General features: G+C 45.8%; 19 protein-coding genes and 4 tRNA genes. 4 read left to right on the top strand and 19 right to left on the bottom strand.

Going from position 1 to position 22,113, the window contains the following annotated elements; genetic code table 11:
- Positions 1 to 257: 257 nt before the first annotated feature.
- Complete coding sequence (locus NL643_RS17815) at positions 258 to 632, top strand: hypothetical protein (RefSeq protein ID WP_012841336.1); 375 nt, start codon at positions 258 to 260, stop codon at positions 630 to 632.
- A gap of 55 nt (positions 633 to 687) precedes the next feature.
- On the opposite strand, the gene trpS is transcribed toward NL643_RS17815, so the two are convergent.
- The 5 genes from trpS to nsrR form a co-directional block, all read right to left on the bottom strand.
- Complete coding sequence (trpS, locus tag NL643_RS17810; protein ID WP_005395367.1) at positions 688 to 1,704, bottom strand: tryptophan--tRNA ligase; 1,017 nt, start codon at positions 1,702 to 1,704, stop codon at positions 688 to 690.
- A 115-nt stretch (positions 1,705 to 1,819) separates the two neighbouring features.
- Complete coding sequence (locus NL643_RS17805; RefSeq protein ID WP_253644898.1) at positions 1,820 to 2,506, bottom strand: phosphoglycolate phosphatase; 687 nt, start codon at positions 2,504 to 2,506, stop codon at positions 1,820 to 1,822.
- A gap of 99 nt (positions 2,507 to 2,605) precedes the next feature.
- Positions 2,606 to 3,352, bottom strand: coding sequence for a 23S rRNA (guanosine(2251)-2'-O)-methyltransferase RlmB (gene rlmB, locus NL643_RS17800; RefSeq protein ID WP_005395369.1), 747 nt, complete (start codon positions 3,350 to 3,352; stop codon positions 2,606 to 2,608).
- Between the two features lie 70 nt (positions 3,353 to 3,422).
- Positions 3,423 to 5,927, bottom strand: coding sequence for a ribonuclease R (gene rnr, locus NL643_RS17795; RefSeq protein ID WP_046874538.1), 2,505 nt, complete (start codon positions 5,925 to 5,927; stop codon positions 3,423 to 3,425).
- A 115-nt stretch (positions 5,928 to 6,042) separates the two neighbouring features.
- The gene (nsrR, locus tag NL643_RS17790; protein WP_005387939.1) at positions 6,043 to 6,468 is read right to left on the bottom strand and encodes a nitric oxide-sensing transcriptional repressor NsrR; all 426 of its coding nucleotides are present in this window, start codon (positions 6,466 to 6,468) and stop codon (positions 6,043 to 6,045) included.
- A gap of 157 nt (positions 6,469 to 6,625) precedes the next feature.
- On the opposite strand from nsrR, the gene hmpA reads away from it, so the two are divergent.
- Positions 6,626 to 7,810 (top strand): NO-inducible flavohemoprotein, encoded by a 1,185-nt coding sequence (hmpA, locus tag NL643_RS17785; RefSeq protein WP_253644897.1) that lies wholly within the window; start codon positions 6,626 to 6,628, stop codon positions 7,808 to 7,810.
- An 84-nt stretch (positions 7,811 to 7,894) separates the two neighbouring features.
- Here the strand turns inward: hmpA and NL643_RS17780 are convergent, their stop codons facing one another.
- Together NL643_RS17780 and NL643_RS17775 are read right to left on the bottom strand one after the other, a co-directional pair.
- Complete coding sequence (locus tag NL643_RS17780) at positions 7,895 to 8,530, bottom strand: tetratricopeptide repeat protein (RefSeq protein ID WP_005387944.1); 636 nt, start codon at positions 8,528 to 8,530, stop codon at positions 7,895 to 7,897.
- Positions 8,531 to 8,749: 219 nt separating this feature from the next.
- The gene (locus tag NL643_RS17775) at positions 8,750 to 10,066 is read right to left on the bottom strand and encodes an adenylosuccinate synthase (RefSeq protein WP_005395372.1); all 1,317 of its coding nucleotides are present in this window, start codon (positions 10,064 to 10,066) and stop codon (positions 8,750 to 8,752) included.
- A gap of 172 nt (positions 10,067 to 10,238) precedes the next feature.
- On the opposite strand from NL643_RS17775, the gene NL643_RS17770 reads away from it, so the two are divergent.
- Complete coding sequence (locus NL643_RS17770) at positions 10,239 to 10,424, top strand: DUF2065 domain-containing protein (protein WP_005381383.1); 186 nt, start codon at positions 10,239 to 10,241, stop codon at positions 10,422 to 10,424.
- A gap of 62 nt (positions 10,425 to 10,486) precedes the next feature.
- Here NL643_RS17770 and hflC read toward each other — a convergent pair whose 3' ends face one another.
- The 8 genes from hflC to tsaE form a co-directional block, all read right to left on the bottom strand.
- Positions 10,487 to 11,467, bottom strand: coding sequence for a protease modulator HflC (hflC, locus tag NL643_RS17765; RefSeq protein WP_253644896.1), 981 nt, complete (start codon positions 11,465 to 11,467; stop codon positions 10,487 to 10,489).
- A gap of 2 nt (positions 11,468 to 11,469) precedes the next feature.
- Positions 11,470 to 12,675: an FtsH protease activity modulator HflK gene (gene hflK / locus NL643_RS17760; protein WP_005395374.1), complete on the bottom strand. Its 1,206-nt coding sequence runs from the start codon at positions 12,673 to 12,675 to the stop codon at positions 11,470 to 11,472.
- Positions 12,676 to 12,720: 45 nt separating this feature from the next.
- The gene (gene hflX / locus NL643_RS17755; protein WP_005381380.1) at positions 12,721 to 14,010 is read right to left on the bottom strand and encodes a ribosome rescue GTPase HflX; all 1,290 of its coding nucleotides are present in this window, start codon (positions 14,008 to 14,010) and stop codon (positions 12,721 to 12,723) included.
- 38 nt (positions 14,011 to 14,048) lie between these two features.
- Complete coding sequence (gene hfq / locus NL643_RS17750; protein ID WP_005381379.1) at positions 14,049 to 14,312, bottom strand: RNA chaperone Hfq; 264 nt, start codon at positions 14,310 to 14,312, stop codon at positions 14,049 to 14,051.
- Between the two features lie 193 nt (positions 14,313 to 14,505).
- Positions 14,506 to 15,438: a tRNA (adenosine(37)-N6)-dimethylallyltransferase MiaA gene (gene miaA, locus NL643_RS17745; protein ID WP_253644895.1), complete on the bottom strand. Its 933-nt coding sequence runs from the start codon at positions 15,436 to 15,438 to the stop codon at positions 14,506 to 14,508.
- Positions 15,435 to 17,447, bottom strand: coding sequence for a DNA mismatch repair endonuclease MutL (mutL, locus tag NL643_RS17740; protein ID WP_253644894.1), 2,013 nt, complete (start codon positions 17,445 to 17,447; stop codon positions 15,435 to 15,437). The genes miaA and mutL overlap by 4 nt, the downstream gene beginning before the upstream one ends.
- 18 nt (positions 17,448 to 17,465) lie before the next feature.
- Positions 17,466 to 19,181 carry a LysM peptidoglycan-binding domain-containing protein gene (locus NL643_RS17735; RefSeq protein ID WP_005395379.1) on the bottom strand — a complete coding sequence of 572 codons (1,716 nt, stop codon included), beginning with the start codon at positions 19,179 to 19,181 and terminating at the stop codon, positions 17,466 to 17,468.
- Positions 19,175 to 19,639 (bottom strand): tRNA (adenosine(37)-N6)-threonylcarbamoyltransferase complex ATPase subunit type 1 TsaE, encoded by a 465-nt coding sequence (gene tsaE, locus NL643_RS17730; RefSeq protein ID WP_005381372.1) that lies wholly within the window; start codon positions 19,637 to 19,639, stop codon positions 19,175 to 19,177. Before tsaE ends, NL643_RS17735 begins: the two co-directional genes overlap by 7 nt.
- A 277-nt stretch (positions 19,640 to 19,916) precedes the next feature.
- On the opposite strand from tsaE, the gene queG reads away from it, so the two are divergent.
- On the top strand, positions 19,917 to 21,044 hold the full coding sequence (queG, locus tag NL643_RS17725) for a tRNA epoxyqueuosine(34) reductase QueG (RefSeq protein ID WP_253644893.1): 1,128 nt from the start codon (positions 19,917 to 19,919) through the stop codon (positions 21,042 to 21,044).
- A 619-nt stretch (positions 21,045 to 21,663) separates the two neighbouring features.
- Here queG and NL643_RS17720 read toward each other — a convergent pair.
- From NL643_RS17720 to NL643_RS17705, 4 genes are all read right to left on the bottom strand, one after another.
- Positions 21,664 to 21,740 (bottom strand) — tRNA-Met (locus tag NL643_RS17720).
- A 59-nt stretch (positions 21,741 to 21,799) separates the two neighbouring features.
- Positions 21,800 to 21,875 (bottom strand) — tRNA-Gly (locus NL643_RS17715).
- Between the two features lie 36 nt (positions 21,876 to 21,911).
- Positions 21,912 to 21,987: transfer RNA gene (locus NL643_RS17710), tRNA-Gly, on the bottom strand.
- Between the two features lie 30 nt (positions 21,988 to 22,017).
- Positions 22,018 to 22,094 (bottom strand) — tRNA-Met (locus NL643_RS17705).
- Positions 22,095 to 22,113 lie beyond the last annotated feature (19 nt).

The raw sequence follows: 22,113 nt of genomic DNA, 5'->3' as shown, positions 1-22,113 counted from the left end.
TGCTGACGGAAGAAACCAGCTTCAAAGCTGGGATCAAAAGAAAGCAGAAAAAAGCGAACCGTAGCAACAGCTACCTTTCGCAAGTCCTTGCAGGGCAAGGGGTTTCGTAATCTTTCCCTGGCATGACCCCCATACTTCAAAATTTTCATCATTTGCTCAATAACTTCTCCTTATTCACTAGCCAAATTCATACACAAAAGATATAACTCCTGCGCGAGACATTAAGATCTCATTAGCTGTAAACTCAGGAACGATAAATGAAAAAAATTCAACGCAGTGCGCTAGCTCTCTTCTTACTTGGCTTGATAACGGGATGTCAGTTGACCGCCAGTGAGCCACTTCAACCTACCGCGAATCAAAACATCATCGAATCAGCCAAAAATGAGCTGGATGGAATTGAAGAGTTAGAGGTCAGTGACGAGGGTGTTATTACTTTTACCCAGCGTCTAAGAACACCAGGAACCTACTGGATCCCAGCGAGAATTAAAGAACTTAGCTACGATATATCATGCGTGCAGCTCAGTTACTTCATTGATAGAGGCATGGTGGTGAAGTCCGCCTTTTTAGGTGCTCGAGGACGTGTTGAATATTACGATATGGAACGTTGCATGAAAGACACGCCATTCCAGTAAAAAGCATAAAAAAAGCTCCACTAACGTGGAGCTTTTTGTAATCTATTCTTAGCAACTATGGGCGAGCGACAAAGCCTACCGCTTTGTATGCTTTCTTCAGCGTTTCAGCGGCGCGAGCCGATGCTTTTTCTGCACCTTGCTGCATTACCTCATCCATGTAAGCACGATCAGCGCGAATACGATGGTATTCTGCTTGAATTGGCTCAAGCATTGCTACAACCGCCTCGCCAACATCTTTCTTAAATGGACCATACATTTCTACGCCTTTGTACTTGGCTTCGATATCTTCAAAGCTCATTCCTGTCGCCGCAGAGTAAAGTCCCATTAGGTTCGCGATACCCGCTTTGTTCTCGATATCATGGCGAATGCTTGGTGGGGTTTCGGTGTCTGTTTGCGCCTTGTTGATCTTCTTGATGATCGACTTTGGCTCTTCAAGCAGAGTAATCACGTTCTTACGGTTATCATCTGACTTCGACATTTTCTTCGTCGCGTCTTGAAGACTCATCACACGTGCATTGACTGTTGGAATGTACGGCTCAGGAACGGTAAAAATCGGACTCTCTGGTGAGTAGATGTTGTTAAAACGCGTTGCGATATCACGTGCTAACTCAAGATGCTGTTTCTGGTCGCTACCAACTGGCACTTGGTGTGCGCCGTAAAGCAAAATATCTGCTGCCATCAACACAGGGTAATCAAACAGCCCCACGTTTACGTCATTTGCGTAACGTGCCGATTTGTCTTTAAACTGAGTCATACGGCTCAGCTCACCCATTTGCGTGTAACAGTTAAGAAGCCAACCAAGTTGAGCATGCTCTGGTACGTGTGACTGAACAAATAGCGTGCTCTTCTTCGGATCAACACCAACTGCCAGACAAATTGCCAGTGCGTCTAATGTCGCTTCATGCAGTGCTTTAGGATCCTGACGAACCGTAATCGCATGAAGGTCTACTACACAGTATTGGCAATCATAATCGTCTTGCATCTGCTGCCATTGACGTAGAGCACCCAAGTAGTTACCGATACTTAGTTCACCTGACGGTTGAACACCACTCAATACAATGGGTTTGCTCATTAGAATGATTCCTTTGACTTCTTAATCTAATTAAAATGAAAAACCGTGCGGCTTTTAGCGCACGGTTTACTCAGTGTACTCATTAACAAGTATTTTGGAAGATCTTTTGTTGCCGTTATGCAGAAACAGCGACGACTTCCAGTAATTCCGCGAGGCGGTTCGCCACTACGTCAGGGTTCGAAGCTGAAATGGGCTCGCCGTGGTTATAACCGTAAGTTAAACCAAATGAAGCACAACCCGCATTTTTCGCCGCCAAGATATCGTTTTTCGAATCCCCAACCATCAGCATCTCTGCTGGTTTTACCTGGTGCTTTTCCATTAGCCAGTTCAGCGCCACCGGGTTTGGTTTTTTCTCTGGAAACGCGTCACCACCTAATACGTCTACGAAGTACTTGGTGATGTCATGCTGCTCTAGAATTTCTGGTACGAATTTCGAGGGCTTGTTCGTCACAATCGCCATCGTAAAACCAGCTTGGTGTAGCTCTTCAAGCGTCTCTTTTACTGTTGGGTAAAGGTGACTTAGCTTATGGCCGCTTTGCTTATAGTATTCATCAAACAGCTCACGCGCTTTAGCACGCAGCTCATCACTCAAATCACTGCTGATGGTCATGCTTTGGCTTAATGCACGTCCAATCAATATATCTGCACCATTACCAACGTAATCACGCACCTGCTCTTCTGATACAGAAGGATAGCCTAACGCCTGAACTGCTTGATCGGCCGCTACGGCAAGATCTGGCACGCTATCAAGCAGTGTTCCATCCAGATCAAAAGCAATCAATTTAATATCTTGTTGGGTCATAAATTCCCTAGCTAAAATAACACAGGATGGTTCCCCATCCTGTGTGCTTAATCTTGATGTCACTCAGTGTCACACTCAGCGACGCTTAGTGTGCTCGCCTTATTTTTGGGCAGCCAAACGCTGACGAACCGCTTCAAACAAACAGATACCAGAAGCCACTGATACGTTCAAGCTTGATACACTGCCCGCCATAGGGATCTTAATTAAATCATCGCAGGTTTCGCGAGTAAGACGACGCATACCATCACCTTCAGCACCCATCACGATAGCAAGAGGACCAGTAAGCTTAGCTTGATAAATGTCGTGCGTAGCTTCACCAGCCGTACCCACAAACCAAATCCCTTTTTCCTGTAGCGTACGCATTGTACGTGCAAGGTTGGTTACACGAATCAAAGGCACAACCTCTGCAGCGCCACATGCTACTTTACTTACCGTTGCATTCATTGGTGCAGAACGATCTTTCGGTACGATGATCGCCGCAGCGCCTGCCGCATCTGCGTTACGCAAACACGCACCAAGGTTGTGCGGGTCCGTCACACCATCTAACACTAACAGTAGCGGTGATTCATGCTGCGCTAAGATGTCATCAATGTCGTTCTCGTTCAGTTGTTTTGCTGGTTTTACGCGAGCAATGATGCCTTGGTGATTTGCACCACGCGCTTTATCATCCAGAGTTTTACGCGTCATTTGTTGAATAGAGACACCACAAACCTGAAGATCATTTAGGATTGGCATCAGGCGATCATCTTGACGACCTTTTAAAACGTATGCCTCGATAAAACGCTCTGGTTCGCGCTCCAATACCGCTTTCACTGCGTGAATGCCGTAGATAAATTCGTTACTCATTGTTTAACCTGTTGTTCGGGTCGTATTGCCTGCACCAGCCGAGTTTGAACTGAGCTGGCGCTTCAGCCTACTACGCTTCTTTTTTAGTGCGCTTGGTTTTCTTCGGCTTACTGTGTGGCTTTTTTTTACGTGCTTTTTTCACTTTAGGCTTCTTTTTGCCTTCGGCGTCATCACGTTTGGGGCCATTGCGCTTACTCACTGCGCCCGTTTCTTCTGGACGCTTAGTTGGCTCTATCGCAGGAACTGCGCGAGGCGCGCCACCTTCTTTCGATGAAGAGCGAGTCGCAGCGCGTTTTTTATCTTTCGCTTTGCGTTTTGCTTCCGCTGCGCGTTTCTTCGCAGTCTTACCTTCACCGCGTAGCTTACGACTTGTTTCGACCAATTCAAAGTCAATTTGCTTATCATCGAGGTTAACAGCCAGTACTTTTACTTTTACTGCATCACCTAAGCGATAGATGTTACCGAAACTTTCACCAATAAGTCGTTGACCAATAGGGTCAAATTGATAGTAGTCGTTCGCAAGGGTAGAAATATGCACCAAACCATCGATGTGCAAATCCGTTAAACGTACAAAGAAGCCAAAGCTAGTGACATTAGCAATCACGCCGTCTAGTTCGTCACCGACGTGATCTTGCATGTATTCACACTTCAACCAATCCGCAACATCACGTGTTGCATCGTCCGCACGGCGCTCTGTCATCGAACATTGTTCACCGTAAAAGTCCATATCATCGAACGAGTAATGATAGCCACCCGTTGGTGTCCAGCGATCTTGATTACGACCTTCTTCTTTCGCAATCAGATACTTGATTGCACGGTGAAGTAACAAGTCAGGGTAACGACGAATTGGCGACGTAAAGTGCGCATAGCGTTTCAGTGCCAATCCAAAGTGCCCCGCGTTATCTGCGTTGTATACCGCTTGCTTCATTGAGCGCAGCAGCATGGTTTGAATCAACTCTTGATCTTGACGCCCAGAGATTTGACGCGCGAGATCAGCATAGTCCGTTGGTGAAGGCTCTAAACCACCTTTTAGCTCAAGACCAAGTTCACTTAAGAAGTCACGGAAACCTTGCAGGCGTAATTCACCTGGAGATTCGTGGATACGATAGAGCGCAGGCTCTTTCGCTTTTTCTACCAGCGATGCCGAAGCAATGTTGGCTAAAATCATACATTCTTCGATGATCTTGTGCGCATCATTACGAATCACTGGCTCAATACTTTCGATTTTACGTTCCGCATTGAAGATAAACTTGGTTTCAACGGTTTCAAATTCGATTGCACCGCGTTGATCTCGTGCTTCTTTCAGCACTTTGTACATCTTATGCAGCTCTTCTAGATGAGAAACAAGCGGCTGGTAGCGCTCACGTAGTTCTTCATCCCCTTCTAGAATCGCGCTCACTTTGCTATATGTGAGACGAGCGTGCGAGTTCATCACGGCTTCGTAGTGCTTGTAGCCCGATAGTTTACCCGTCTCTGAGATGGTCATTTCGCACACCATACACAAGCGATCTACTTGCGGGTTAAGCGAACATAGGCCGTTCGACAGCACTTCCGGTAGCATTGGCACTACTTGCGAAGGGAAGTACACCGAGTTACCACGGTTGATGGCTTCTTTATCCAGCGCAGAGTCAGGACGAACGTAGTAACTGACGTCAGCAATCGCTACCCATAAACGCCAACCACCTTCTTTGTTCTTCTCACAGTAAACAGCATCATCAAAGTCTCGTGCGTCTTCGCCGTCAATGGTCACAAGTGGTAACTCACGTAAATCCACACGACCAACTTTGGCTTCTTCTGGTACTTCTTCGCCTAAGTTTTCGATTTGTTTATCGACGGCCTCTGGCCACTCGTGAGGAATTTGGTGTGTACGAATCGCAATTTGCGTTTCCATACCTGGTGCCATATTTTCACCAAGTACTTCAACCACTTTACCCATCATGCCACGTGAGCGTGAGCCACGATCAGTAATTTCAATCACGACCACGTTACCCATGCGTGCACCCGCTTTGTGCTCATTTGGGATCAGAATATCTTGGCTGATACGCGAGTCATCAGGGACAACATAGGAATAACCATATTCGAGGAAGAAACGACCGACGATTTGATCATTACGCTCCTCTAACACTCGAACCAAGCGCCCTTCACGACGACCGCGCTTGCTGTTGTCTGTAGGTTGCACTAAAACAAAGTCACCGTGGATGATGTTCTTCATTTGATGGTGCGGTAACAGAATATCATCATCCTTGCCGACGCTGCCTTCTGGACGCACCCAACCGTGGCCATCACGATGACCAATCACGTAACCTTTCACCATTTCAAGTTTTTCAGGCAATGCGTAGCACTGACGGCGGGTAAACACCAGTTGACCATCTCGCTCCATCGCACGTAGCCGACGACGCAACCCTTCGTATTGCTCTTCGCCCTCAAGCTTTAGTGCCTCAAACAAGTCGTTGCGATTCATTGGTACGCCCGCTTGCTCTAGAAACTCGATGATAAACTCTCGGCTTGGAATTGGATTTTCGTAATTTTTGGATTCACGATCTGCAAAAGGATCGTTTGGAATATTGTCTGACATAGGCACGCCTATCTAGCAAGGAAGGTATATGGCTAGTATATCTGAGTCTCTCGATAAGCTACAGAATTGCTTTGAAAAAAGAATGATCGAGATCGACTCTAGACGTGCAAATGAGTTAAGGACGAGCCAGTAAGATCAACAACTCAGAATTGTCGCTGAGCAAGGATTCGATCGTGCAATCATCCAGCTCCGCCAAAAAGGCACTTTTTGCTTTTGCCAATTTATCTTTGAGGCGACAGGCAGGGGTAATATGGCAAAAATCTACGCCACAATTGACCAAATCTAACGGCTCTAAATCTCGCACCACACCACCTACTGTGATTTCAGAAGCAGGTTTCATCAGCCGAATACCACCGTTTTTTCCACGCACGGTGTGGACATAACCTAGTTGCCCTAAACGGTTGATAACTTTGACCATATGGTTTCGTGACACACCAAATAAATCCGTCACTTCAGTGATATTAGTTAACTCATCTTCCGGCAACGAAGCCAAGAAAATTAAGGTTCTCAACGCATAATCAGTAAAGCTCGTTAACTGCATATTCTCTCCCAAAGTGCGACTCAATAACTCGCTGGTGACACTAAAACGCCAAACTTGAGCTATCGATAAAAGTGTAAATCTTTTCTTGATCGAAAGATACATTTGAGATACAACTTTAAACATGCATTATAAATACAACTTAAAGTAGGAAGCCCATATGCTCAGCAATCAAACCATCGAGATCGTCAAAGCGACCGCACCACTTATCGCCGAAACGGGACCAAAACTGACCGCGCACTTTTATGAACGTATGTTTACTCATAACCCTGAGTTGAAAGATATTTTTAATATGAGTAACCAGCGTAACGGCGATCAGCGTGAAGCGCTATTCAACGCCATCTGCGCCTATGCTGCCAATATTGAAAATTTGCCAGCTCTACTTGGCGCAGTAGAAAAAATTGCGCATAAACACACGAGCTTTTTGATCACAGAAGATCAGTACCAAATCGTTGGTAAACATCTACTTGCGACGATTGATGAGTTGTTTAATCCAGGTCTGGAAGTGTTGGATGCTTGGGCTGAGGCTTACGGCGTACTTGCGAATGTATTTATTCAGCGCGAAGAACAAATTTACCAACAAAATGAAGCTTTGGAAGGCGGCTGGCGCGGTCTACGCGAATTTGAATTAGTCGATAAACAAATCGAGAGCGAACACATTTGCAGCTTTGTGTTTAAACCAACCGATGGCCAAAAAGTGGCACCGTATAAACCGGGACAATATCTTGGCATCTATATCAACAGTGACCAGTTAGAAAACCAAGAAATTCGCCAATATAGCCTATCTTCTGCGGTCCAAGAGAACACCTACCGTATCTCAGTAAAACGTGAAGAAGGCGGAAAAGTATCGAACTTCCTGCACGATAACCTGAACATTGGCGAAAAAGTGCAGCTTGCCGCCCCTGCCGGTGATTTCTTTATGGATGCCGAACCACAAACACCCGTTGTTCTAATTTCTGCAGGTGTAGGACTGACGCCAACGCTGTCCATGCTAGAAAGTCTCTCAGTACATCAAGCACCTGTAACTTGGGTTCATGCAACAGAAAATGGTCAACAGCATGCTTTCAAGCAACACGTGAACCAACTAGTCGCGGCAAAAGAAAACATGAACGCGCTCGTTTGGTATAACCACCCAACGGCAGAAGACAAGCTAGGTGAAGACTTCCACTTCACGGGTTTTGTCAATCTGTATGAAATTGAAGCCGCATTAAAGCAAGATAACGTGCAGGTGTACTTCTGTGGCCCTGTCGGGTTCATGCAGCACGTAGCGAAACAACTATTAGAACTTGGCGTACCACAAGAGCAATTCCATTACGAATGCTTCGGTCCACACAAAGTCGTTTAATCGCTCAAGATTACTCTTCGGGAAAACAACAAAGCCCACATTATGTGGGCTTTGTTGTATGAAGTTGTTTGCCTTGATAAGACGTTACCAAAAGGTATCTCGCCGTTTAGCTCGAGCAATAACGTTTTGTGGCATGCGCTGCTCAAGGCCATTTCTCAATACAGTGATACGCTTATGCTGCCGCTTATCTGCTGTGACAGAGTTATATAACCAACGATACGCATCTTCGTAATCAAGTGGGCTGCCGTAATCACGCAGGAGCAATTCGGCTAAATGAATACGCGCATTTAGGTTTCCCATTGAGGCGGCTTCTCGCAAGTAAGGAATTGCTCGTTCTTTATCTTGCTGCACTAAAGTGCCACGCGAATAGTATCGGCCAATCTGCTCTAGCGCGGCAGGTAATCCCTGATGTGCTGCATTTTCGATGTAGTAAAGGCCCAGTTCGACATCTTGCTCGACACACACACCCCACGCCAACATGTCGCCGTAAAGAAATTCATAAGCGGGCAAGTTAATTCGAGTCGCACGAGCAACGATATCCTCCACCAGCTGGCAGTTATCAGCGCGCACACGTTGTAAGTGCTTATTTTGCTCAATAAGCTTTATCAGCTCTGCTTCGGTGTAGATAGGAACTGGCGCCCCCACATCAGCAACATTGGCTTTCGCTGTGGTAGCTACCAAGGTCAATAACAGTGAAGCAGCCACTGTTCGTAACTTCATAAACGTACTCTTTAAGGTATCTAAGAAACCAAAGATCGATGAAGGATCTCCTCTGCTTGATAACCTTATCGGCAAAAACCAGCTAAGCTTTAGACAATTTTTGCCTCTGACTTAGACTCAGCGGCAAAAATTTGCCATATGAGAATCACTGCCGTTTTTTGTTCAGATACAAAAAAGCCGACCAGAAGGTCGGCTTTTGCAATCTTTAACGACTATCAATTAAGCTTCGAATGGATGAACCTTGATGATAGTTTCGTTACGGTCAGGACCTGTTGAAATGATATCTACAGGCACACCTGTTAGCTCTTCAATACGCTTGATGTAGTTAAGAGCCGCTTGTGGTAGATCTTCTAGCGCTTTAGCACCGAATGTGTTCTCAGACCAACCAGGCATTGTTTCGTAGATTGGCGTTGCTTTTTCGAATGCTTCAGCAGCCATCGGAGAAACTTCTAGCACAGAGCCATCTTCCATCTTGTAACCAGTACAGATTTTTAGCTCTTCTAGACCATCTAGTACGTCTAGTTTAGTTAGACAGAAACCAGATACAGAGTTGATTTGGATTGCACGACGCATAGCAACAGCATCGAACCAACCAGTACGACGTAGACGACCAGTTGTCGCACCGAACTCGTGGCCAACTTCACCTAAGTGCTTACCAATTGGATCTTGCTTATCTAGACCATCGTATAGTTCTGTCGGGAATGGACCTGCACCAACGCGAGTACAGTACGCTTTCGCGATACCCAAGATGTAACCGATGTGACGAGGACCAAAACCAGAACCTGCAGCAACACCACCAGCAGTCGTGTTAGAAGACGTTACGTATGGGTAAGTACCGTGGTCGATATCAAGTAGCGTACCTTGTGCACCTTCGAACATGATCTTATCGCCGCGCTTACGTGCTGCGTCTAGTTCGTCAGTTACGTCGATAACCATTGAAGTAAGTAGCTCTGCGTAGCCTTTTGCTTCTTCAAGCACAGCTTCGTAGCTTACTGGTTCAGCTTTGTAGAAGTTAACTAGTTGGAAGTTATGGAACTCCATGACTTCTTTTAGCTTCTCAGCGAACGATTCCATATCGAATAGGTCGCCAACGCGTAGACCGCGACGAGCAACTTTATCTTCGTATGCTGGACCGATACCACGACCTGTTGTACCGATAGCTTTTTTACCGCGAGCGATTTCGCGAGCTTGGTCCATTGCAACGTGGTAAGGAAGAATTAGCGGACATGCTTCAGAAATGAAAAGACGCTCGCGTACTGGAATACCGCGCTCTTCAAGAGGTTTCATTTCTTTAAGTAGAGCTTCAGGTGATAGTACAACACCGTTACCGATAACACATTTTACGTTATCGCGAAGGATACCTGATGGAATTAAGTGAAGAACGGTTTTTTCACCGTCAATTACGAGAGTATGACCTGCGTTGTGACCGCCTTGGTAGCGTACCACGTATTTTGCATCTTCAGTTAAAAGGTCTACGATTTTACCTTTACCTTCGTCACCCCATTGGGTGCCTAGAACGACTACGTTATTTCCCATCTTTCCAAGTCTGATTGCTAGTTAAAAATGGATTCTAGCACCGAATCACGCTTCTTGCAGTCATTTTTTGTTCACAGAGTTGCTACCAGAATGTCATCTTGCTGCTTTGCTCATTTTGAAATCAGCATATCACTGATAGTATTTAGTTTTCTTTATTCGACTGGAAAGCGGTATGTCTGAATCCATATGGTTGGCGATTGGGCTCGTCTTGATCGTGGAAGGCATTGGACCACTCATTGCTCCAAACGGTTGGCGGAATATGGTGGCTCAATTAAGTGAACAGCCCAACAATCAGCTACGACGCATCGGTGGCTGCCTAGTAGTTGCTGGAGCCGTAATCGCCATAATGATGAGCTAGCACTTAGCATCAGATACAAAAAAGGCTCCCTAAGGAGCCTTTTGTTTCATTTGACGCTGAGATTATTTCTCCATGCTGCCCTTCGACTGGTTCATGTATTGGAAGAACTCACTCTTCGGATCAAGTACCAGGATATCGCTCTTAGAGCTGAAGGACTTCTCATACGCACGTAGCGAACGTAGGAAGCTAAAGAATTCAGGGTCTTTGTTGTATGCTTCAGCATAAATCTTCGCTGCTTCTGCATCCGCTTCACCTCGTGTTACACGAGCAGTCTTATCAGCTTCAGCTAGAATGGTTGCCACTTCTAGCTCAGCTTGAGCACGAATAACTTCTGCTTTCTCACGACCTTGAGAACGGTGCTTACGAGCTACAGACTCACGCTCTGCACGCATACGACGGTAGATAGACTCACTGATTTCATCAGGCAGGTTGATTTTCTTCATGCGGAAATCAACAACACGAACACCTAAGTCTTTCATCGCGCTTTCACGCGTGTCTTTCAATACTTCAGACATGATTAGGTCACGTTCACCATCAATCTCAAGCGCTTCACGTGCCGCTTCAGTTGCGACAACATCTGCACTTGCATCTTCTGGTAGTACATCATCGTTACGTGGACCAGATACAATCTGTTTGATTTCACGAGCACCGATTTCAGAACGAAGCACATCCGTTACTTTACGCTCAAGTAGTGCCTCCGCCGTTAGCGAATTACCACCGCCTGTCGCTAGGTAGTAACGACCAAAGTCTTCAATACGCCACTTCACGTAGGTATCAATAATAACGTCTTTTTTCTCAGACGTTACGAAACGGTCTGCACGGCCATCCATCGTTTGGATACGTGCATCAAGTTGTTTCACACGGTCAAACAGAGGCATCTTGAAATGCAAACCAGGCTCGTAAATTCGAGTGATGTCGTTGTTGTCTTTAAGAACACGACCAAATCGAACCACGATACCGCGCTCACCTTCAGGAATCACAAACAAAGACATCAACATTAATGCCAGTGTGATTACCAATACAGGGATCATTAACTTACGCATTCTTAGTATCTCCCTTGACGTGAACCTGTTGAACGAGACTGCGTGTTCGAAGTGTCTTCTTGTGTACGCTCAGACTCCAGTTGAATTTGATCGTAGGTTGAAGATGACTTCGATTTACGTTTTGTGTCTGCCTGACCTTCTTGGCCCGCCAACTTATCGATTGGAAGGTACAGAAGATTGCCGCTTGATTCCGAGTCAATCAACACTTTCGAAGTGCTTGAGTACACCTCTTCCATTGCGTCAATGTACAGACGGTCACGCGTTACACCTGGTGCCGCTTGGTATTCTGGTAGTAGTTTTTCGAACTGTGCTACCTGACCAAGAGCCTCGTTAGTGACACGCTCATTGTAACCTTGTGCTTCTTTCTTCAAACGTTCAGCACGACCCGTTGCCTTCGGCAAGATTTCGTTCTTGTATGCTTCAGCTTCACGGATGAAACGCTCTTCATCCTCACGAGCTGCGATTGCATCATCAAACGCATCTTTCACTTGCTCTGGTGGACGCGCAGACTGGAAGTTTACGTCAACAAGTACCAGACCCATATCATAGCTATCAATGATTTGGTTCAGTGTTTCTTGCGTAGTTTGACGAATTTGCTGACGACCACTGGTTAGAATGCTATCCATCAATGAGTCACCAATTACTGCACGTAGTGCAGAATCCGTTGCTTGACGCAAGCTGTCGTCTGCATTGGTTACGCGGTACAAGTATTTGTATGGGTCAGTCACTCGGTACTGAACATCCATCGCGACTGTTACGACGTTTTCGTCTTTAGTCAGCATTAGACCAGATGCACGTAGTGAACGAATCGCTTGTACGTTTACCGCTTCGTATTCATCAATAAAACGAGGGCGCCAGTTAAGGCCTGGGTCTACGATACGATCGTATTTACCTAAACGCAGCACAACACCACGCTCTGCTTCACCGATGGTGTAAAAACCAGCGAAGAACCAAACTGCAACAGCAATAAGAGCAATCACGCCAAAGCCAATTGCACTACCACCACCGCCGCCGATTGGAGAACCACCGCCGCCTTTTTTACCAAACTTGCCACCCAGTTTTTGACTCAGTTTATTGAACACTTCATCTAAATCTGGCGGACCTTGATCTCGGCCACCAGGACGCTGGCCACCACGATTATTATTACCCCAAGGGTCATTATCGCGGCCATTGTTGCCGTTGTTATTTCCAGGCTCATTCCACGCCATTAGAAAGCTCCATCATTTGATATGACGTTATACTGTAGCAGTCCTTTAAGTGACTATAAAGCCAGTCAAAACTGCCCCTTCTCTTTTTTCAAGTCTAGACCAATCTACTTGCTGCATTCGAATATCGATCAACAAGTTACCATCCTGGTCATATTCCTCACGTTGAATACACTTCATTTGGAAGAAGGTACTACGGAATCGTCCTTGATACTGTGGAGGAATTCGCAACTGATGCTCGACCATTTGTGACGCCAGACGTTCCGTCAGTGCCTCAAACAGGACATCAATGCCCAACCCATCCATTGCTGAAACCCAAACTGCGCGAGGTACGCCTTCCTCGTCTCGTTCTATACGTGGTTTCTGCGAATCTAGATTGTCGATTTTGTTCATGACAACCAGAGTCGGCACTTCATGTGCGTCGATCTCTTCTAGTACTTCATGAACAGCTTGAATATTCTCACGAAAACGCTCATCACTGGCATCAACAACATGTAACAAAATGTCAGCTTCTTGCGTTTCCTGCAAGGTTGCCTTGAAGGCCGCAACCAAGTCGTGAGGCAAATGTCGAATAAAACCAACCGTGTCAGCCAAAATGGCAGGCCCAACATCTGCTAACTCTATCTTACGTAAAGTCGGGTCCAAAGTAGCAAATAGTTGATCAGCGGCATACACGCCAGCTTCTGTAATACGGTTGAAGAGTGTCGACTTACCCGCGTTGGTGTAACCCACGAGTGAAACCGTTGGGATTTCAGCTCGATTTCGGGCGCGGCGCCCTTGTTCACGCTGCTTCGCTACTTTGTCTAAGCGTCGCAGGATGGCTTTGATTCTGTCACGCAATAAGCGACGGTCGGTTTCCAGCTGGGTTTCACCCGGGCCACGTAAACCAATCCCCCCTTTCTGCCTTTCAAGGTGCGTCCAACCACGAATCAAACGAGTAGAGATATGACGAAGTTGAGCCAGCTCTACCTGTAGCTTACCTTCGTGTGTTCGAGCTCGTTGAGCAAAGATATCGAGAATAAGACCAGTGCGGTCGAGAACTCGACATTGGCACAGTGCTTCGAGGTTACGTTCTTGGGCAGGAGAGAGGGCGTGATTAAAAATCACAATTTCGGCACCTGTCGACTGTACCGCAGTAGCAATCTCTTGGGCCTTACCCTCTCCGACATAGTATTTCGGGTGTGGGGATTGACGACTACCAGTTACCACTTGTAGCGCCTCTACCCCAGCAGAAGAAACCAGCATTTCGAACTCAGCCAGATCTTCCCATTCACCTTCTTGCGTGAAGTTGATATGAACAAGTACGGCTCGCTCACCGGATTCATAACGGTCAAACAAGCAATCAACTCCTTATTTTAAAAATACTCGATGAAGAATTAATCTTCTGATTTCTCTTGTGGACGCTCACCTTGTGGACGTTCACCGCTGTGATGGCTCACTGGACGAGCCGGCACAACTGTTGAGATCGCGTGCTTGTACACCATTTGGTTAACAGTATTCTTCAGCAGGATCACAAATTGATCGAACGATTCGATCTGACCTTGTAGTTTAATACCATTCACAAGGTAGATAGATACCGGGATACGCTCACGACGTAGCGCGTTTAGAAATGGGTCTTGTAGAGATTGCCCCTTAGCCATTTTATTTTCCTTATTTAATTTGTAGTTGTAATTATTTAGCTAGTGGTGCAATGCAAAAGATACTGCTTTTGCATCTGAGCTAAACGAATCAAAAATGCACTCTAAGTAATTAGCAGCATAGTATAAAAACCGCCAACAACAGATCCTTTGAGAGTGCGTTCACGCAAAAACGATCACATTATACACAGCTATGTCAATCAGATGCTATTGCTTCCGACATCGTTTCTAATGCCTGTTCAATGTTCTCGCTATCCAACCAAGTTAAGTCATCCCAGCTGCGTAACCAGGTGATTTGACGCTTGGCCAATTGACGAGTCGCGCATACGCCACGAAATACTGCTTCGTCACGTGTACACTCCCCATCTAAATACTCCCACATCTGTCGGTAACCGACGCATCGTATGGAAGGAAGATCGGGGTGAAGATCTTTTCGCGAATGTAGCGCTTTCATTTCTTCTTCAAAGCCCGCTTCCATCATCTTTTCGAAACGAAGTTCAATTCGACGGTGAAGTTCTGCCCTATCCTTGGGAGCTATTGCAAACTGCTTGACTCGGTATGGCAGGCTTTCACCTTTCGTTTGAGTCAATTCAGTCAAAGTTTTACCTGAAATACGAAAAACTTCCAATGCCCGAGATAAACGTTGGGGATCATTGGGATGGATTCTCGCTGCTGACACAGGATCAACCTCTTTGAGTTCATCGTGCAACACTGACCAACCTTTAGTCAATGCTTCTTGTTCAATTTGCTGACGAATTTCAGGATTTGCAGCAGGAAGTGGGGATAAACCTTCAAGTAGCGCCTTATAATACAGCATTGTCCCACCCACTAAGAGTGGAATTTTTCCTTCTGCAACAATATCATCCATCTCTTTCAATGCATCACGACGAAAGTCGGCTACAGAGTAAGATTCGCTCGGATCCAAAATATCAATCAAGCGATGAGGCGCTAAACTTAACTCTTTTTCATCCGGTTTCGCCGTACCGATATCCATCCCTTTATAGATCAAAGCAGAATCAACACTGATGATCTCAACCGGGAACTTTTGACGAAGACGAATCGCCAACTCAGTTTTGCCTGATGCAGTTGGCCCCATTAAAAATAGCGCCAAAGGTAGTTTATCTGTCATGGTTTTAATTTGGCTATCGTGGCAGAGAAATCAACAGCGGATACAAATTTTGTATCTTCTAATGGCAATTGACCATCTCTTAGCTGTTCAAGTTCCGCAATAATTTGAATTGCTTCAGAAAAAGTATAGTGACTCTTCACTGTCGTGACCTGCAATGCGAGCCAATCTATCAACTCAGACAGCATCTGAGCCGTTGCTATACCTTCCTTCACACAAGATTGCGCGTAAGATAACAGATCTGGTACTAGATTTTGTAAGTTTTGTTGACGTAGCGGCGCGGGAACGCCCATCACCATTAAGGCTTGCTCATTTCTCGCTTTCAATTGAATGCCAAGTAACGCCAAATCTTGTTGATAATCTTGAGCCAGCTTCACTAACTCGGCCTCTAACTTAATAGATAGAGGAACGAGTAGAGGCTGTGCTTTAAGCGCGCCATCGCTTGGAGTGAGCTGCCCTTTTACACGATAAAATTCCGCTCTAGGTAACGAGACTAACGCCGCCCCACTGTCACTGCTCATCAAAACAAATTGCTCATCGACCATCACTAGCGCTTTGCCTAATGCATTAATCGATGGAAGTGATGCATGCGAAGTTGCCTTTTGGGGCACTATCGGCGTTACGGGTTGAGACTCAGACTCTGGCGTTTTCAACAGCTCGTGATAAGCGCGTACTTCTTGTTTAGTTGGCGCTGGTTCTACGTGGCGCTCTTTACTGTGACTTGGCTTTGGTGCGGGTTTGGATTCCACCCAATCAGTACGCTTGAACGAGTCCGCAACGCGAGCTTCTCGCACGGAAGTATCCCTAGGACTGCGATCGCGAGGTTTAACTTCATAATCACTGCGTCCAGGATAAGCCGGTGTACTCTCTATCGCTTGATAAACACGCTCTGGAACTGGTGAAGGTGTCGGCCTTTGCACTGTTTCAGGCTCAGGCGAATGCTCAACCTCTTCGGACTCAGTCGGTTCGACACGATGAAATGCGGATTCATTAACCTGTGGTTTATCAATCACGGCGCTTTGCGCAAGTGCATCCGCCAAAGCTTGATAGATGAAATCATGCACTAAGCGAGCTTGGTGAAAGCGCACTTCATGCTTAGCGGGGTGGACATTCACATCTACCTGGTGCGGGTCTAACTCAATAAAGAGCACATAGGCAGCGAACTGATCTGGCTTTAAGCTCATTTCATAGCTTTGACGAATCGCGTGATTGATTAATTTGTCACGCATCATTCGGCCATTCACATAGCAATACTGTAAATCGCTTTGCTGCCTTGCTCCCTCTGGAGTGGTAATCCAACCATGTAGCTTTAACCCTTTATGCTCAAGCTCGATTCTGAGCATATGCCGCACAAACGCATTACCGCAGACAGCTGCAATACGTTTTTCGGTTTGAAGCTGATTTTTCGCCGCACGATATTGACGGATGATCTTGCCGTTATGACGCACATTGATGGTGACATCAAAGCGGCTTAACGCAATGCGTTTCAATAACTCATCAATATGAGCAAATTCGGTTTTCTCGGTACGCAGAAATTTGCGGCGCGCGGGAGTATTAAAAAATAAATCCAACACCTCAACAGTCGTACCAATCGGGTGCGCTGCAGGCTTAAGCTTCACCTGCATATCACGCCCTTCAGAGTAGGCACTCCAGGCTTCTTCTTGCGCCGCAGGACGCGATGTGAGCGTCAAACGCGAGACTGAGCTAATACTGGCTAACGCTTCACCACGAAAGCCTAGACTCATGATGGCTTCGAGATCATCCAAGGTATGTATCTTAGATGTAGCATGACGACTGAGCGCTAAGCCGAGTTCATCTTTCGCGATACCTTTGCCGTTATCACGAACACGAATCAGCTTTGCGCCTCCTTTCTCGATATCGATATCGATTCGAGTTGCGCCAGAATCAAGACTATTTTCAACCAGTTCTTTAATCACAGAAGCAGGTCTTTCGACCACTTCCCCTGCGGCGATTTGGTTTGCAAGTCTAGCTGGCAAAATTTTAATCGTCATAATGAGTTAGAAGCTCACCTATTTGTTTGGAATGATAAGGACTTGCCCAACCGCCAACTGATCAGAGCGTAAGTTGTTCGCTTTACGAATGCTCGAAACGCTGACGCCGTATTTGGACGCTATTTTACCAAGGTATTCACCTCGAGAAACTTTGTGCTTACGGATTGGCTTATCTTTGACAGCGACGGTTATCTTCAACTTTTGTCCTACCCACAAGGTATCTGACTTCAAGTTGTTCTCACGGCGGATATCTGAAACCTTCACTTTATAGTGACTCGCGATCTTACCTAAGAACTCACCTGACTTAACCTTGTGAATAATGGTTTCTGTCTCAACAGTAATCGGTTTACTTGGCACTTTAATCGTGCCAGCAGAAGGGATTTTGAGCTTCTGACCAATTGCCAACCCAGTCGACTTCAAGTTGTTTGCCGACATCAGCGCTTTAGAGCTAAGCCCATATTTATTCGCAATCACCGATAACGACTCGCCACGTTTTACGGTATGCACTATTGGCTTCGCTGAAGGCGAGAATACCGTACCCTCTGGTGGATTATCTTTTAAGTACTTAACGACCGCCTTGGTGATCGCCTGAGCTAACTTATCTTGGTGCGCTCGTTGAAACAGCAACCGCTCTTCTGTTGGGTTAGAAATAAAGCCCGTTTCCACTAATACAGACGGAATCTGCGGAGAGCGTAAAACAGCAAGGCTAGTATTAATCGGTTTGGTGTTATGCAGGTGCGCAACACGCCCCATCTCACCAAGGATTTCTGTTGCCAGCTTATATCCTTCTTTTTGTGAATGACTAAACTGCAAGTCCAACAAAGTTTGGTTCACGTTACGATCTTTGGTCTTAGTGAAGAACGCATTACCCGAACCACCTAATATTTCAGATTGTTTCTCATGGTTCTCAACCCAGCGAGCAATTTCAGTATTTGCACGACGGGTATTCAGTACGAAAACCGAACCTCCGCGAGGCTTCGGTGAGGTAAACGCATCAGCGTGAATGGAAATCAGTAAGTGCGCATCATTTTCACGGGCAATAGCCACACGACGGTTTAGATTCACAAAGTAATCTCCGGTACGTGTCATACGCGTTTTAATCCCAGGCGTAGCATCAAGCTGAGCGGCGATTTTTCGTGAAATACTTAATACTGCATCTTTTTCATACTTACGGCGTGAAGGGCCAATAGAGCCAGGATCTTCACCACCGTGACCAGGGTCGATAACGATCAAGACTTCTTGAGCTCGTTGTACTGAACTCATGTCTTTACTGGTCGCCGCTGGCTTGCTCGGTTTAGAGGCTGAAGTCGATGCTTTCTTACCGTGCGGCAGGTCAATCACCAAACGGTGACCATATTGCCCGCCAGGTGTTGGGCTTAATTTAAACAATTCCGCTTGAACGCTCTTTTTCAGTTCAAACACCAAACGATAGGTGCCCTTCTCTGGCGGAGAGCTTTTTCGAACTAGCTTTAAAACCGGGCTGTCCGTAACAGTAACAGGCAGTTTGGCCTGCATGGTCGTGCTTTTTAAATCCACGACAAGACGATCCGGTCCGGATAAAGAGAAATAGGAATAGTCAGCTTCCGAGCCTAAATCGATGACAACACGCGTTTCATCAGGAGAAGGCCAAACTCGAAAACTCTTAACGACGTTAGCAAATGCTAAATTGGGGATGAGAAGGAGAAAAGTGGCGACAAACGTCGCCACTACTCTAAAATTTGAAAAACTCAACATAGCTCCAATCGACTGAGTAACTGCACACCATAATCATTATTAGCTGTTAGTTCGGCTACACGCTGCTCACCTTGGTAGCGAATGTTCACATCAAGATCCGGTTGTGGCAACAAACCATGCCCTTTTTCAGGCCATTCAACCAAGCAAATTGCATCATCTGTGAAGTAATCTCGAATCCCCATGAACTCAAGCTCTTCAGGATCCGCAAGACGATAAAGATCGAAATGGTACACTTGCCACTGATCCAACTGATACGGTTCGACTAGAGTATAAGTTGGGCTTTTCACGTTACCTTGATGACCAAGAGCACGGACAAAACCACGACTAAAGGTTGTTTTACCTGCACCCAAATCACCATGCAGATAAATTGTGGTTTGTTGCGAACAAAGCTGAGCCAGAGCGGTACCTAGTGCAACCGTTTCGTGCTCATCTTTTAAATTGAATTGTTTCGTGCTCATTGATGCTTCTCTAACTAATGATCGTTGACTATATAAAAATCAAAAGAACAGGAATAGTAAACCGTGTTGGTTTTGAGAGACAAGCTTTCAAATGTCATATGTGCGAAAAAAGTATCCAAGGAACGGTATCTTAATCACCTTAGTATCGACCTAGATTTAGAATATATGCAAATGACTTCAATAAGCAGTATTCACAGCATCAAAAACGTCCCTAACTGGGTAGCGCCAAAGCCAGAGATCCGTTAAGATCCGCCCCCCTTTTATTCCGGTGGTTAGCATGAACTACGAACAACTCGCACAACAAATCAAAATTTGGGGAAAAGAGCTCGGCTTCCAAAAAGTTGGGATCTGCGACGTTGATCTGAGTGAGCATGAAGCAGCACTGCAAAAATGGCTCGATGCAGGTTATCACGGCTCAATGGACTGGATGGCTCGTCACGGTATGATGCGAGCTAGACCCAATGAGCTACTCCCGGGAACCGTTCGTGTGATCAGCGTTCGGATGGACTACCTACCACCAGAAGCACAATTCGCTTCGAACCTAGCGAATAAAAATCATGCCTATATTAGTCGCTATGCATTAGGGCGTGATTATCACAAGCTCGTCAGAAAACAACTGAATAAACTTGGCAAACTTATTGAACAAGAAGTTGGTCAGTATGGTTACCGACCTTTCGTCGACTCCGCACCAATATTGGAGCGACCACTCGCCCAAAAAGCAGGCTTAGGCTGGACAGGGAAACATTCCCTGATTTTAGATCAAGACTGTGGCTCGTGGTTCTTTTTAGGCGAGTTACTTATCGACTTGCCACTTCCCGTTGACGAGCCAAGCGTTGATCAGTGCGGTAAATGCAAAGCATGCATTACCTCATGCCCAACACAAGCCATCGTTGAAGACAAAGTTGTCGATGCCAGACGCTGTATCTCTTACCTCACCATCGAGTTCGATGGCGTGATCCCTGAAGAGTTTCGCAAGCCAATGGGTAACCGCATTTATGGCTGTGATGACTGCCAATTGGTTTGCCCATGGAATCGCTACGCCGACATAACGGAGCAGAGTGATTTCCATCGTCGCGATAGTTTCAAAAACCCGGATCTCGTAGACATGTTTAACTGGGATGAAGCGACTTTTCTAAAAAATATGGAAGGCTCCGCTATTCGTCGCATTGGTCATATACAGTGGCTGCGTAATATTGCTGTCGCACTTGGTAATGCAGAATACAGTCAACGAGTCATTGATGCGTTAGAAAGTCGACAAGGTGAAAATAAATTACTTGATGAACACATCAAATGGGCTTTGGCCGAGCAACTGAATCAACTCCCCATTGAGAATAAAACATCTACAGAGACGAAAAAGCAGCGCTTAATAAGAATCGTCGAGAAGGGGCTACCAAGAGACGCATAGTGCGTAGTCTATATGCAAGAGATTGAAAGCACTTTTACATGTTCAATTCATGACCTTGTTCTCAATTTTGTAATGTGGAAAAAAATTTGAGATTCAAGAAAAACAAGCTAGCAGAAAAAAGTTAAACACAGCTTGGAGAAATGACTAGGATCAAAAAAATACCAGTTAATGATCGTATTTTAACGTATCCGATCCGACAAAAAACTTATTTTTCTCTTATTTAACAAAGGCTTAATCAATATTTCGTTATTATTTCGACTTTCCTTCAGCGAAAAGATCTTTCTTCTCCATCGCAAAAAGTCAAGCTAAAAACACTTTATCAACTAACTTATCCACAGAACGACGTATGTGGATAACTCTGTTAATTAAAGTAGATAAAACATGCAGAACCTCATCATGCTTGTACGCCAGCCGATTCATATCGTGTTTTAAACACAAACGAAATCGTCCGACATCATATGATGCGGATAAAATTTAGTTTTTGGGGATTCATGCTTCGCAGCATTATGAAAAGAGCGATGTGATTGGTTGCGAGAAGCAGGAATTGAATCAAGCGGCGCATCCGTCGACGACTTAGGATTGTGCTAATAAATAAGCATTCAATCTATCGTCTTGTATTTGGTTGCGGGGGCCGGATTTGAACCGACGACCTTCGGGTTATGAGCCCGACGAGCTACCAAGCTGCTCCACCCCGCGTCCGAGTGCTTCATCTTTGTTGATGATGAAGGCTTTGCTTTCATTTATAAAAAAGAAACTGGAGCGACACACGAGGTTCGAACTCGTGACCTCAACCTTGGCAAGGTTGCGCTCTACCAACTGAGCTAGTGTCGCATTTCGTCACCGTTAAGCACGATGAGGGCTATATATTGGAGCGACACACGAGGTTCGAACTCGTGACCTCAACCTTGGCAAGGTTGCGCTCTACCAACTGAGCTAGTGTCGCATATTAACAGCAGTCGCTATTAATGGAATTTGGTTGCGGGGGCCGGATTTGAACCGACGACCTTCGGGTTATGAGCCCGACGAGCTACCAAGCTGCTCCACCCCGCGTCCGTATTGTGTCACCGTT

Source organism: Vibrio sp. Y42_MX_L11 (genome assembly GCF_024181785.1).
GTDB classification, from domain to species: domain Bacteria; phylum Pseudomonadota; class Gammaproteobacteria; order Enterobacterales; family Vibrionaceae; genus Vibrio; species Vibrio diabolicus.
Note: the sequence above shows the minus strand (reverse complement) of the source record. Positions and strands in the feature narration are given on the sequence as shown.